Genomic DNA, 13,070 nt, shown 5'->3' with positions numbered 1-13,070 from the left:
TACTTCGTTTCGAACCCAGGGGGCTCGCGTGGAGACAGTGTGGAATGTCGTCCAGGCTCAGGTGGAGCGGACGCCCGAGGCCGTGGCCGCGCGGACGGCACGCACCTACACCTACCGTGACGTCGCCGCGCTGGCCGCAGACCTCGGCGAGCGGATAGCGGCGAAGGTCCGGCCGGGCTCCGTCGTGGCGCTCGACGCGTCCAGCCGGTTCAGCGGGGCCGTCGGCATCCTCGCCGCGAACGCCGCGGGCTGCGCCGTGCTGCCGCTCGACCGGCAGAGCCCGCCGGCCAGGCGGGCCCGGGTCCTCGACGACGCCCGCCCCGCCCTGCTGCTGCGCGAGCTGGCCGAGGGCGAGTTCGCCCTGGAGGGGAACGGACTGCCGTCGCCGCCGAGGGAACCGGACCTGGGCGAGATCGCCTACATCCTGTACACCTCCGGCTCGACCGGGCAGCCCAAGGGCGTGATGGTGGGCCACGAGGCCCTGATCGACCGCCTCGCCGCCCTGGCCGAGCGGCCGGGGCTGGCGGCCGGCGAGAGCGTGCTGGCGATGGCCGCGCTGTCCTTCGACATCTCGCTGGTGGAGCTGCTCCTTCCACTGACCGTGGGGGCCTCCTTCACGGTGGTCCCGGAGGAGACCAGGGCGGATCCGCTCGCCTTCGCGGAGCTGGTGGCGGAGGCCGCGCCGGACGTCGTCCAGGCCACCCCCAGCTTCTGGCGGATGCTCACGGCCTCCGCCTGGAAGGGTGCGCCCGGCAGCCGGCTGTGGACCGGCGGAGAGACGCTCACCCCGAGCCTCGCCCGGGAGCTGCTGCCGCGGTGCGGTGAACTCTGGAACGTGTACGGCCCGACCGAGGGAGTCCTCTGGTCCACGGCGGCGCGGGTCCACTCCGCCGAGCGGATCTCGCTCGGCGAGCCGGTGGCCGGGGTGGGCCTGCTCACCGACGAGAGCGGTGAACTCCTGCTCTACGGGGAGGGGCTGGCGCACGGCTACCTCAACCGGGAGGAGCTGACGGCTGAGCGTTTCCTGCACAGCGACACCCCCGACGGCCGCCGCCGCGTCTACCGCACCGGGGACCGGGTCGCACGGGGGCCGGACGGCGCACTGACGTTCCTCGGCCGCCTGGACAGCCAGGTCAAACTGCGCGGACACCGGATCGAGCTGGGCGAGGTGGAGGCCGTCCTGGAGGAGCACCCGGAGGTCTCGCAGGCCGTCGTGCTGGTCCAGGACGCCGACCGGCCCGACACCGCGGCGCTGGTGGCCTTCGTGGTACAGCGCGCCGAGGCGGACCTCCGGGGCTGGTTGAAGGACCGGCTGCCGTCGAGCCACCACCCCGCCAGGATCACCGCCCTGTCCGCGCTGCCCCGCACCACCACGGGAAAGGTGGACCGGATCGGGCTGGCGGCCGGCCCGGCCGCCGGCGATCGGGCGGTGCAGGCCGCCGAAACGCCCGCCGCAGCGCCCCCGGGGGACGTCCGGGCACTCGTGGCCGAGGCGTGGCGGCAGACGCTCGCCGCGGACTCCGTCGACGAGGACACCAACTTCTTCGACGCCGGCGGCAATTCGGTCCTCCTGACGGTGCTCCAGAAGCGGCTCGCCGACGGCCTCGACATCCGGGTGCCGATCAAGGAGATCTTCCGGCACCCGACCGTCGCCTCGCTGACCGACCACATCCTCCGTACGGAGACGCCCGAGTGAACCTCTACTGCATTCCTTACGCCGGGTGCTCGGCACGCGTCTACGACCCGTGGCAGCGGCACCTGCCGGACCGCGTCACCGTCGTGCCGCTGGAGCTCCCCGGCCGGGGCTCACGCTGCGTGGAGGAGCCGATCGACGAGCTGGCAGCCCTGCTCGCGGACCTGTACCAGCAGCTCGACCCGACCTCGCCGTACGTGCTGTTCGGCCACAGCTACGGAGCTGTGATCGCCTTCGAGCTGACCAAGCTGCTCCGCTCCAAGGGCGCTCCGGAGCCGTCGGCGCTGCTGGTCTCGGCCAGCCGCGCACCCCGGCTGCCGGCCGTCGACGCGGACAGCCACCGACTCTCCGACGCCGAACTCGTCGAGCGACTGGCCGCGTTGGGCGGGACTCCGAAGGAGCTGCTGGAGAACGAGGAGCTGATGGAGATCTACCTCCCCGTCATCCGCGCCGACTACCGGATCATCGGCGAGTACGGCACCGGCACCCCGGGCACGGTCGGCTGCCCGGTCGTGGCGTTCTACGGGGACACGGACGACGAGGCGGACCGGTCCTCGGTCGAGGCGTGGGCGGACTACACCGACGGCCCCTTCCGAGTCGAGGAAATCCGCGGCGACCACTTCTTCCTGCACTCCGCCGAGCGTGAGCTCGTGGCCGCCGTCGAGGCGGTCTGTACGAAGGGGGAGCCGTGCTGAGTCCGGCCGCCGCACCGGTGACCCCCGGCCAGTTGTCGGTCGCCCCGTCGCGCCGGGTCGACCAGAACCCGGAGAGTGCCAAGTGACCGTGACACAGGCCCCACGCTGCCCCTACCGCGACGACGACCGTCCGGCGGCCGACCCCTGCGCGGACTACCTCCCGCTGCGGGAGGAGGAGCCGGTCCGCTGGGACGAGGACCTGGAGGTGTGGATCGTCTCCGGGTTCCGCGAGACGACGGCCCTGCTGCGGCACCCCGCTCTGTCGGCCGCCTGGCCGCAGCGGGGCACCACCACCCTGCACCGGGAGGGAGAGGGCGGGGAGCGGGCCGCAGAGGTCGTGCGCAGGTGGTTCATGTTCAACGACGACCCCGAGCACGCGGCGGCCCGCCGGGTCGTCGCGCCGCTCTTCGCGGCCGACCGGCTCGCCGCGATGCGTCCCGTCGTCGAAGAGCTCGTCGACGAGCTCCTGGCGGGGCGCACCGACGGGCTGGAGGTGATGGCGGAACTCGCCGTCCCGCTCTCCAGTCGGGTCATCTGCCGGATCCTGGGCCTGCCCGGGGAGGTCGCGCCCCGGCTGCACGACTGGGCGCCCGACATCGCGGCGCTGCTGATGGCGGACTACCTGCCGGAGGTCAGGACCAGGGGTCATCGCGCCCTGCGGGAAATCGCGGACGTGGTGGACGAGGCCCTGCGCTCGGAGGTCCGCGAGGGCACCGGGCTCCGGCTGCTGCGCGACGCCCGCCAGAGGGGCGTCATCGAGGCCGCCGACGTCTGGGCCACGGCGAGCCTGCTGATCTACGCCGGGTACGAGACCACCTCGACCTTCATCGGCAAGGCCGTTCGGGCCGCGCTGCACGCCGATGCCTGGGCCGACCTGCGAAGCGGTGAACCGGGCCCGGTGGTCGACGAGCTGCTCCGTTTCGACACCTCGGTCCAGCAGGTGGCCCGGGTGGCCACCGCGCCGGTGGAGGCGGCCGGTCACCTGATCGCGGAGGGGGATCTCGTCCTGCTGATGCTCGGCGTGGCCAACCGCGACCCGGCCGTCTTCGCCGACCCGGACCTCCTGGACTACGACCGCGAGATCAGGCGGCACCTCACCTTCGGCTTCGGCGCGCACTACTGCCTGGGGGCGGGGCTGGCGCGGATGGAGTCCGAGATCGTACTGGAGCGCCTCGCCGGCAGGTGGGCGGATCTCGCCCTCGACGGGCCGCCGGTGACGAGGCAGCACTTCGGCGTGACCCTCCTGGAACGCCTGGCCGTGCGCGGCACGGCCTCCTGACGGCCGACCGCACATCCCCGAAAGGAGAGTTGGGATGACACGAGTGACGAGCGGCTCCCCGGAGTCGGCGGACAGCCTCATCGGCGGTGACCGGGTGTCGCGGCACCACCTCCGCCGGTTCCTCGCCCACCAGGACCACCGGGGCGACAGGGACGTGGTGGAGCGCGCCGCCCGGGCGGACCGGGAACTGCTTGCCGGGGACAGGAGTGGTCTGTGATGCGGGGCATCGTGAACGAACCGACGGTGGTCCGGATGCTCGGCGCGATCGTCGACGCGCATCCGGACGCGGTTGCGGTCGAGTGCGGCGAGCAGAAGCTCACCTACCGCCAGTTCTGGGACGCGGCCGCCGCGGTGGCCGGACGCATACGGCAGGCCGAGGGCCACCGGAGCGGTTGCCTCGTCGGCCTGCTCTTCGAGCGCGGCATCGAGGGCATCGTGGCGCAGCTCGGAAGCTGGCTCGCGGGTGCCGCGTACCTGCCGCTCGACCCGGCACTGCCGGACGGCCGGGTCGAGGCGATCCTGCACGACGCCCGGCCGGTGGCCGTGCTCGCGCAGGAGGGGCTCGCCGGACGGGTGCCCGCGGGTGTTCCGGTACTCGACAGCACCGGGGCGGCCCCGGCCCCGGCGCCGGTGCCGCCGGGCCCGCCGGCCTACGTCATCTACACCTCCGGTTCGACCGGTACGCCCAAGGGCGTCGAGGTCGGCCACGCGGGCCTGGCGAACCTGGTGTCCTGGCACCGGGAGACCTACGGCACCCGGCCCGGGGTACGGGTCGCGGCCTTCGCCGGGCTGGGGTTCGACGCCACGGTCTGGGAGGTCTGGGCGGCTCTCGCGAGCGGGGCGACGCTGGTGCTGCCGACCGAGCGGCTGATCGTCGACAGCGCGGTGATCGCCGAGTTCATCGAGCGGAGCGCCATCACGCACTGCTTCCTGAGCACCCCGCTCGCCGAGCAGCTGTTCGCCCTCCCGGCCCCGCCCGTCGGCCTGGCCGTCCTGCTGACCGGCGGGGACCGTCTTCGGGTGAGCCCGCCGGCCGGCTTCCCCGCCGCGGTCTTCAACCACTACGGGCCGACCGAGGCCACCGTGGTGACCACCGCCAGCGCGGACCTGCGCCGCTGCCCCACCGAGGGCGCGCCGGTGATCGGACGCCCCATCGCCGGCGCGAAGGTCCGGCTGGTGGATGCCGACGGGGCCGAGGTCGCCGAGCCCGGTGTGCCCGGGGAACTGCTGATCGGAGGCGACGTCCTGGCCTTCGGCTACCGGGGCGACCCGGAGCTCACCGGCCGCAGGTTCGTCGCCGACCAGGACGGGAACCGCTGGTACTCCTCCGGCGACCTCTGCCGCTGGACGGCCGACGGCGAGCTGGAGTTCGTCGAGCGGCGGGACGCCCAGGTCAGCATCCGCGGCCACCGGGTGGAGCCGGCCGAGGTCGAGCAGGAGATCCTGGCCGTTCCCGGAGTGGACCAGGCGGCCGTCGTCCACGTGCCGGACCAGGACGGCGGATCGCTGCGCGCCTTCTTCTGCGGCGAGGCCGAGCCGGGCGACATCCGCGCCGCGCTGACCGGTCGGCTGCCCGCGTACATGCTCCCCGCCGGGCTGCACCGGCTCGTCGCGATGCCGCTGACACCCAACGGCAAGATCGACCGGAAGGCCCTGCCGGACACTCCGGCCGCAGCCGCGGCCGAGCCCTCGACCCTCGGCGCCACCGAGGCGCGGATCGCCGAGATCTGGTCCGAGCTGACCGGGAACGTCCCCCGCTCCGGGGACAGCTTCTTCGAGATCGGTGGGCACTCGCTGATCGCCGCCCGGGCGGTGTCCCGGACGCGTGAGCAGTTCGGCATCAAGATCGGGCTGCAGGCCATCTTCAACCATCCGGTCCTCGCGGACTTCTCCGCCGAGGTCGACGAAGCCGTCAGGAGTGCAGAGTGATGCAGGACCAACGGCCCCTCGTGATAATGGAGTTCGGGAACGAGGTGCCCCGGAGGACCTTCGGCGCCATCCTGCCCGACGGCTGGCGGGAGCGGACCCTCAGGATCGACCCGTTGCACTACCCCGGCCTCGCCGACGGAGTCGTCGGGACGGCCGAGCAGGCAGCCCACTGGGCCGGGCGGATCACCGCCGCCGGGCCGCTCCCGGTCGCGGTGCTGGCCTACTGTTCGGCCGTCGGCCTGGCCTCGGCGCTCGTGGAGGCGCTGCCCGGGCCGGACGTCCCGCTCATCGTGCTCGACCCGGCACCGGCCGATCCCAAGACTCCTCAGGAACTGCTGGACGACCTCGCCCTGGCCATGGACGAGTCCGCCGAGGTGCCCACGATCACCGGCATGCCGCCCGGTGACGCGCTCACCCTGGCCGGCTCCTTCCTGCTCTCGGTGATCACCGGCTGCTCGCCCGGGCTCGACGAGGAGATCCTGGTCGAACTGACCGAGGGGCAGCGGGCCTGGCTCAGCTTCACCCTGACCGCGGCGGTGCCCCCGCAGGCCCCGCCGGCTCCCACCCACGTCCTGCTGAGCGAGGCGCTCGACTGGCCGGGCCCCGGGGCGGTGCACCGGGTCGACGTGACGGCGGAGGAGCTGTTCCGCGCGCCCGCCGTGAAGGACCTGCTCACCGACCTGCTGGCCACCGGGGAGAAGGAGGAGCCGTGCAGCCCGCCCGCGTAGAGCGTGACGCCGTCGACATACCCGCCACGGAAGCGGTGGACGCCGTGACGGCCGAACCCGACGGGGCCGCCTCGTGATGACCCTCCTGCCGCCCGGCGTGGAGGCCGAGGAGGCGTACGGTGATCTGCCCGACGTCCCGCTGCAGCCGGGGGAGGCCGAGGCGGTCGCCCGGTCACCGGTCGCCAGGCGCCGCGAGTTCGCCACCGTCAGGCACTGCGCCCGAACCGCCCTCGGCCGGCTCGGCATCCCCCCGGCCCCGATCCTCCGGGGCACGGCGGGGGCACCGCGGTGGCCGTGCGGCGTGGTCGGCAGCATGACCCACTGCCCGGGCTACCGGGCGGCCGTGGTCGCCCGGGCCGGGGCATACCGCTCCCTCGGCATCGACGCGGAGGTCCACCGGCCGCTGCCCGACGGGGGCCTGCGCCTGATCACGTCGCACGCCGAACGGCGCCACCTCGCGGAGCTCCTCCGCCGGGACGCGCAGGTGCACTGGGGCACGCTGCTCTTCGCCGTCAAGGAGAGCGTCTACAAGGCGTGGTACCCCCTGGGCGGCACCGTGCTCGACTTCGCCGACGCCGAAGTCGTCCTCGACCCGGAGAACGGGACCTTCACCGCCCGGCTGACGGCTTCGGAGGCGACGGCCGACGGGGCCGGCCCGGTCTTCTTCGAGGGGCGGTGGCGGGTGGCGGACGGGCTGGTCCAGGCCGCGAGCGCCGTTCCGGGTCGGCCGTGCACGTCCTGAACCGGTCGCGTCGGTCCGGGTGTCCCGTAAACCATTGATGTGAGGATTGGCTGGCCAAGTGGAAGACCCCGACGATTTCGAGGGTGACAGGGCCTGGTTCGAACTGTGGAACGGCCAAAGGGGGTTGTGGCTCCAGCATCAGCTGGACGAGGGCCGGGAGGAATCCAACCTTCCGTACTGGCAGCACTTGTACGAGGCGGTGGACATCGTCGCCGTACGCCGTGCCGCCGCCTTCCTGATGGACCGGCACCAAGCGCTGCGGCTGTCCTTCCGGGACACTCCGGAGGGTCCGCGCCAGCGTGTCCTGCCCGGGTTCGACCTGGACGTGCCGCTCGTCGACCTGACCGGCGAGGCCGATCCGACGGCCGAACTGAATCGGCGCGTCCGGGCCGAGAACGCGACCCCCTTCGACGAACTCGCCACCCCGCCGGTGCGGCTCAAGGTGTTCAAGCTGGCCGCCGACCACCACTGCCTCCACGTGAACGTGCACCACATCATCGCGGACGGCACCAGCATGGGCATCCTCATACGCGAACTGCTGCTCTGCTACCGAGCCTTCGCCGCGGACGGAGAGCCGCAGCTGCCCCCGCTCCCGACGACCTACGACGCCTTCGTGCGGGGGCGGCGGGAGTGGCTGGCGAGCGACCGGAGCAAGGCCATGGAGGTGTACTGGCTCGACCAGCTGGCCGCCCCGCTGCCGCGGCTGCGCATCGGGGACTACGACGCTCCCGCCGACGCGGTGGTGAACGAGACGCTGGAGTTCGACGTCGAGGCCGACACGGCCGCAGGGGTGGCGGCACTGGTCAAGAAGCTGCGCGTCACGCCGCACATCCTGCTGCTCAGCGCCTACGCGGTCGCGTTGCGGGACATCAGCGCCGACGACGACATCGTGGTCTGCGTCCCGTTCTCCGGCCGGGACACCATGGAGTTGAACGGCATGTTCGGCAGTTTCGTCAACCCGCTCTCCGTCCGGGTGCGGATGTCGGGTGCGGACCCCTTCGAGGAGGTCGTGCGCCGGACCAGGGCCGTGAGCATCGGCGCCTACGCGCACAGCCGCTATCCGTTCACCCTGCTGCTCGAGAAGCTCGATGCGGAATCCCGACCCGGCCGGAACCCGGTCTTCTCGACCTCCTTCCAGTTCGCGGACTTCCTGCCCCCGGCCCGGCAGACCTCGCAGCTCGACCTCTGCCTGTTCGGCAAGCCGGACGGCGACCGGCTCGGTCTGCGGCTCAACTACAACTCCCGACGGCTGGCGAAGTCCGAGGCCGAGGAGGTCCGGTCGGCCTTCCTGGCCGTCCTGCGGACGGTCGTCGAGGACGCGACGGTCCCGCTGGCCGCCCTGGCGGAGCCGCTGGCGCGGGCCCGGCGGGCGGCGCGGACCGTACCCGCCGGCCGTCGCCGGCTGGGCGCCCTGCGAGCCTCCCGGCCCGGGACACCGAACGCCTGAGCCGGTATCGCGCCATCTCACCGAAAGGAAGGGCCCATGGACGGACAGCGTGACGACGACGGCTATGTCGTCGTGATCAACTCCGAGGAGCAGTACTCCATCTGGCCGCAGGGCCGCGAGCTGCCCGCCGGCTGGCGGGAGACGGGCGAGCGGGGCTCGAAGGAGGCCTGTCTCGCGCACGTCGACGAGGTGTGGACGGACATGCGTCCGCTGACCCTGCGCCGGGAGATGGCGGGCGGGACCGGCCGATGAGGGTGGCGGTCAGGCCGCTCGCCGAGCGGCCGCAGGCGGCCACGCGGCTGTTCTGCTTCCCGTACGCCGGCGGCGGCGCCTCGGTCTTCCGCGGCTGGGCCGCCGCCCTGCCCGCCGACATCGAACCGTGGTCGGTACAACTTCCGGGCAGAGAAGACCAGTTGGGCGCCCAGCCGTTCGACCGGATGGGCTCGGTGCTCAACGCCCTGGTGCCCTCGGTCATCCAGCACCTGGACCGTCCCTTCGCCTTCTTCGGGCACAGCATGGGCGCCCTGGTGGCCTGGAACCTCACCCGCACCCTGCAGCGGATGGAGATCGGCTCACCCACCCGGCTGTTCGTCTCGGGGTGCGTACCGCCCCAGGCCCGGGAGGAGACCGCGCACCACGCCGGCCCGGAGAAGGAACTGATCGGGAAACTGCGCTCCTGGTCCGCGACACCGGAAGCGGTTCTGGCGGACCCGGAACTGATGCGCCTGATGCTCCCGGTGATCCGGGCCGACCTCGCGGTGATCGAGACCTACCGGTTCACCGACGGGCCGCTGCTGACCTGCCCGGTCACGGCGTTCGGCGGGACCGAGGACGATCCCGCGGGCATCGCGGCGATGCCGCGCTGGGGCGAGCTCACGGCCGGCGGCTTCGACCTGCGGATGTTTCCCGGCGGCCACTTCTTCCTGCACTCCGCCCGTCCGGCCGTGCTCGCCGAGATCGCCGGGCGGCTCGCCGCCGTGCCCCGGCAGAGCGGTCACTGACCCGAAGCCCTTCGAAACAAACCCATCCTCTCGATCGACGGATTTAGGTGGAACGACATGTCGCAGCGGTCCGTGATGGACGTCGTCTCGGATGTGTGGACGGCTGTCCTGCACACCGAGATATCCGGTCCTGACGCCAACTTCTTCGCGCTGGGCGGAAACTCACTGCAAGGTGCCAGGGCGATCAGCCGGCTGCGCGAGGAGCTGGGCATCCGGATTCCGCTCAGCGTGCTCTTCGACGCACAGACCCTCGTCGAGCTGACCGCGGCCATCGAGGCGATGCGGGAGACGGAGCCCGGGACGGAACAGACCATCGAGCCGTTCGACGGGCGCTCGGGCGAGGTCTTCCACGCGCCCACCTCGTTCACCCAGCAGCGGCTGTGGGTCGACGAGCACATCCAGGGTCCGAGCTCCCGCTACAACATCCCGATGGCGCACGAGCTCGTGGGCCCGCTCGACATCACGGCCCTGGGGCAGGCCGTCCAGGCGCTGGTCGACCGGCACGAGGTCTTCCGCACCACCATCGAGGCGGTCGACGGCATCCCCGAGCAGGTGATTCAGGCCAAGGCCGAATTGCCGCTGACCGTGGTCGACCTCCGGGACGAGCCGGAGGAGAAGCAGGAGCAGGTCCTGGCCGGCCTGCTCCTCGACTCCGCCCAGCGGCCGTTCGACGTGGAGCGGGGGCCGCTGCTCCGGGTCGAGCTGTACCGGCTGGACGAGGACTGGCACGTCCTGCTCATCAACCTGCACCACATCATCACCGACGTGCACTCCTTCGAACTCGCCATGGCCGAGCTGCTGGAGCTCTACGCCGCCGCCGCCGACGGCGGGATCCCGGCGGCCGCGAAGCCGCCGGTGCAGTACGCCGACTACGCCGCCTGGCAGCGGCGCACGGTCACCGGGACCGCGCTCGAACGCCAACTGGACCACTGGAAGGACCGGCTGCGCGGCCCGCTCCCCGTGCTGGACCTTCCGACCGACCTGCCGCCCCGGGAGACCGGCACGAGCCAGGGGGCGTCGGTGGACATCGAGCTGCCCCGAGCGGTGTCGCGCAGGATCCGCGAGCTGTCCAGGGAGCACAACGCCACTCCGTTCATGACCATGTTCACGCTGCTCAACGTGCTGCTCAGCCGGTACAGCGGCCAGACGGACATCGTGGTCGGCATCCCCAGCGCCAACCGTGATCTGCCGGAGCTCGAGTCCATGCTCGGGTGCTTCCTCAACACCCTCGCCGTGCGCAGCGACCTGTCCGGCGACCCGACGCTGGCCGAGCTGCTCGGCCGGGTCCGGGGCAGGGTCCTGGAGGCCTTCGCCCACCAGGACGTCCCCTACGAGCGGGTGGTCAACGCGGTCTCGACCGACCGTTCCTCCCGGCAGGGGCCGTTCCGGGTCATGCTGGCCTACCAGCACGCGGTCCCGGCGCCGGAGCTGGCCGGGATCACCGTCAACGACGTCGAGTTGGGCCTGAACCTGAAGGCGGTCAAGTTCGACCTGGTGTTCCGGGTCGTCGAGACCGAATTCACCTACCGCCTCGCGGTCGACTACAACACCGACCTGTTCCTCGAGGACAAGGCCTGGCGCATCCTCGACCACCTGGCCGTGCTCGCGGCCGACGCGGTGGCCGCTCCCGCCAAGCGCCTCTCCCAGCTCACCATCCTTCCCGAGGAGGAGCGCCGTCAGCTCGAGGAGTGGTCCACCGCCCGCTGCGGTCCTTACCCCACGGACCTCTTCCTGCACCGGCTGTTCGAGGCACAGGCGCTCAGGACCCCGGACGCGGACGCGGTGGAGAGCGGCGACGAGCGGGTCAGCTACCACGAACTCGACCGCAGAGCCTCCCGGTTGGCCGACGAGTTGACGGCGCGCGGCATCGGCACCGACGATCTGGTCGGCCTGTGCGCGGACCCGTCGGTGGACCTCATCGTCGGCATCCTCGGCATCCTGAAGTCCGGTGCCGCCTACGTGCCGATCGACCCGCTCGCCCCCGTCGACCGGATGTCGTACGCCGTCGCGGACAGCGGGATGAGGATCCTGGTCACCACCCCGGAACTGCGGGACCAGCTGCCGACGGCCGTCCTGGAGAGCGTGGACGTGGTGAGCACCGCGCAGGACGGCGCGCAGGACGGCGCCCGGGGCGGCGTCCCGGGGTCCGCGCTGCACCCCTCGCAGCTGGTGTACCTGATGTACACGTCCGGGACCACCGGCCGGCCCAAGGGCGTCGGCCTGCCGCACACCGCGATCACCCCGTGGATCCAGTGGGCCCAGGACATCCGCCCGATCGGGCCCGGCACCCGGGTGGTGCACAACCTCTCCTACCACTTCGACTGGTCCGTCGAGCAGATGTTCCACGCACTGACCGCAGGCGCCTGCCTGGTCATGCTGCCCCGCGAGGTCAAGGCTGACGGCCGGGCCACCGCCCGGTTCATCAACGAGCGGTCGATCCACATGCTGTACCTGACGCCGACCCAGATGCGCGGCATCACCGACGCCGGCCTCGACATGCCGACGCTGCGGCACGTGTCCATGGGCGGCGAGAACCTGGACGCCGACCTGGTCGCGCGGACCCGTGCGGTCGTCTCCGCCGGGTGCGAGATCTGGAACGAGTACGGGCCGACGGAGACCGCGGGCGCGGCCCTGGTCGGCCGGATGGGCGACGAGCCGCTGGAGCGCAGCTCCATGCCGCTGGGTGAGCTGATCGCCAACGCCTCCTGCGCGGTGGTCGACCGCTGGGGGAACCCGCAGCCCATCGGTGTGCCCGGCGAGCTCTGGATCGGCGGTGACGGCGTCGCCCGCGGCTACCGCAACCAGCCCGCCCTGACCGCCGACCGGTTCGCCCCGGACCCGGCCCGGCCCGACCGACGCCTCTACCGCACGGGCGACCTGGTGCGCCGCCTGCCCAACGGGGAGATGGAGTTCCTGGGCCGGGTCGACAACCAGGTCAAGATCCGCGGCGTGCGGGTCGAGCTGGAGGAGATCGAATCGGTGCTGCGCGGTCACCCGGAGGTGGCGAACGCCGTGATGGTCCTGGAGCCCGACCAGCGGCTGGTCGCCCACGTGGTCAGGACACCGGGCAGCGGGCTCGACGAGGCCGCGCTCCGTGCCCACCTCGCCCCGAAGCTGCCCATCGTCATGCAGCCGGCCGTCTTCATGTGGCTCGAAGCCATGCCGCTCTCCCCGACCGGCAAGGTGGACCGCGGGCGGCTGCCCCGACCCGAGCCGATTCCCGTGCTCGCGACGGCCGTGACGCCGCCGAGCACGGAGACGGAGCGCACCGTCGCGGCGGCCTGGGCGGAGGTGCTCGGGTTCGCCGAGGTGGACGTGCGGGCCAACTTCTTCGAGGCCGGCGGGGACTCGTTCTCCCTGCTGGCGGTCGTCAGCCGACTGCGGGCCGAACTCGAGCTGGACATTCCGGTGCGCGCCCTGGTCGACACGCCGACCGTCGAGACGCTGGCCGCGCACATCGAGGCACTGCGCCGGGCGGCCTGACATCCGCCCCTCCGAGCCGTGGCGGTCGCGGAACGGCGAGAGCCGAGTCCCCGGCGAGCCATACGCCCCTGCG

11 protein-coding genes are annotated in these 13,070 nt (G+C 72.4%); all 11 read left to right on the top strand.

What is annotated here, in order from left to right:
• Positions 1-28: 28 nt before the first annotated feature.
• The 11 genes from ACFVVA_RS32155 to ACFVVA_RS32105 all read left to right on the top strand — a co-directional run bounded on the left by ACFVVA_RS32155 (position 29) and on the right by ACFVVA_RS32105 (position 12,997).
• Positions 29-1,696: a non-ribosomal peptide synthetase gene (locus ACFVVA_RS32155; RefSeq protein WP_387694273.1), complete on the top strand. Its 1,668-nt coding sequence runs from the start codon at positions 29-31 to the stop codon at positions 1,694-1,696.
• Entirely contained in the window at positions 1,693-2,388 is a 696-nt protein-coding gene (locus tag ACFVVA_RS32150; protein WP_387694272.1) for a thioesterase II family protein, read from the top strand. The genes ACFVVA_RS32155 and ACFVVA_RS32150 overlap by 4 nt, the downstream gene beginning before the upstream one ends.
• 82 nt (positions 2,389-2,470) lie before the next feature.
• On the top strand, positions 2,471-3,667 hold the full coding sequence (locus tag ACFVVA_RS32145; protein ID WP_387694271.1) for a cytochrome P450: 1,197 nt from the start codon (positions 2,471-2,473) through the stop codon (positions 3,665-3,667).
• A 34-nt stretch (positions 3,668-3,701) separates the two neighbouring features.
• Positions 3,702-3,884 carry a hypothetical protein gene (locus tag ACFVVA_RS32140; RefSeq protein WP_387694270.1) on the top strand — a complete coding sequence of 61 codons (183 nt, stop codon included), beginning with the start codon at positions 3,702-3,704 and terminating at the stop codon, positions 3,882-3,884.
• Positions 3,884-5,596 (top strand): amino acid adenylation domain-containing protein, encoded by a 1,713-nt coding sequence (locus tag ACFVVA_RS32135; protein ID WP_387694269.1) that lies wholly within the window; start codon positions 3,884-3,886, stop codon positions 5,594-5,596. Before ACFVVA_RS32140 ends, ACFVVA_RS32135 begins: the two co-directional genes overlap by 1 nt.
• 26 nt (positions 5,597-5,622) lie before the next feature.
• Positions 5,623-6,324 carry a hypothetical protein gene (locus tag ACFVVA_RS32130; RefSeq protein WP_387694268.1) on the top strand — a complete coding sequence of 234 codons (702 nt, stop codon included), beginning with the start codon at positions 5,623-5,625 and terminating at the stop codon, positions 6,322-6,324.
• Positions 6,325-6,400: 76 nt separating this feature from the next.
• The gene (locus ACFVVA_RS32125; protein WP_387694267.1) at positions 6,401-7,066 is read left to right on the top strand and encodes a 4'-phosphopantetheinyl transferase; all 666 of its coding nucleotides are present in this window, start codon (positions 6,401-6,403) and stop codon (positions 7,064-7,066) included.
• Positions 7,067-7,124: 58 nt separating this feature from the next.
• Positions 7,125-8,513 carry a condensation domain-containing protein gene (locus tag ACFVVA_RS32120; RefSeq protein WP_387694266.1) on the top strand — a complete coding sequence of 463 codons (1,389 nt, stop codon included), beginning with the start codon at positions 7,125-7,127 and terminating at the stop codon, positions 8,511-8,513.
• A 36-nt stretch (positions 8,514-8,549) separates the two neighbouring features.
• Positions 8,550-8,765: an MbtH family NRPS accessory protein gene (locus ACFVVA_RS32115; RefSeq protein WP_053690741.1), complete on the top strand. Its 216-nt coding sequence runs from the start codon at positions 8,550-8,552 to the stop codon at positions 8,763-8,765.
• Positions 8,762-9,514 (top strand): thioesterase II family protein, encoded by a 753-nt coding sequence (locus ACFVVA_RS32110; RefSeq protein WP_387694265.1) that lies wholly within the window; start codon positions 8,762-8,764, stop codon positions 9,512-9,514. Before ACFVVA_RS32115 ends, ACFVVA_RS32110 begins: the two co-directional genes overlap by 4 nt.
• Before the next feature lie 57 nt (positions 9,515-9,571).
• A complete protein-coding gene (locus ACFVVA_RS32105; protein ID WP_387694264.1) occupies positions 9,572-12,997 on the top strand; it encodes an amino acid adenylation domain-containing protein in 3,426 nt (1,141 codons plus the stop codon).
• Positions 12,998-13,070 lie beyond the last annotated feature (73 nt).

Source organism: Kitasatospora sp. NPDC058048, from assembly GCF_042885555.1.
GTDB classification, from domain to species: domain Bacteria; phylum Actinomycetota; class Actinomycetes; order Streptomycetales; family Streptomycetaceae; genus Kitasatospora; species Kitasatospora lactacystinica.
This window is presented reverse-complemented; position numbering and strand designations above follow the sequence as displayed.

Excerpts from the sequence above, each read along its gene's own strand:
- ACFVVA_RS32140 (WP_387694270.1), top strand. The coding sequence starts at position 3,702 with ATGACACGAGTGACGAGCGGCTCCCCGGAGTCGGCGGACAGCCTCATC.
- ACFVVA_RS32135 (WP_387694269.1), top strand. The coding sequence starts at position 3,884 with ATGCGGGGCATCGTGAACGAACCGACGGTGGTCCGGATGCTCGGCGCG.
- ACFVVA_RS32130 (WP_387694268.1), top strand. The coding sequence starts at position 5,623 with ATGGAGTTCGGGAACGAGGTGCCCCGGAGGACCTTCGGCGCCATCCTG.
- ACFVVA_RS32125 (WP_387694267.1), top strand. The coding sequence starts at position 6,401 with ATGACCCTCCTGCCGCCCGGCGTGGAGGCCGAGGAGGCGTACGGTGAT.
- ACFVVA_RS32115 (WP_053690741.1), top strand. The coding sequence starts at position 8,550 with ATGGACGGACAGCGTGACGACGACGGCTATGTCGTCGTGATCAACTCC.
- ACFVVA_RS32110 (WP_387694265.1), top strand. The coding sequence starts at position 8,762 with ATGAGGGTGGCGGTCAGGCCGCTCGCCGAGCGGCCGCAGGCGGCCACG.
- ACFVVA_RS32105 (WP_387694264.1), top strand. The coding sequence starts at position 9,572 with ATGTCGCAGCGGTCCGTGATGGACGTCGTCTCGGATGTGTGGACGGCT.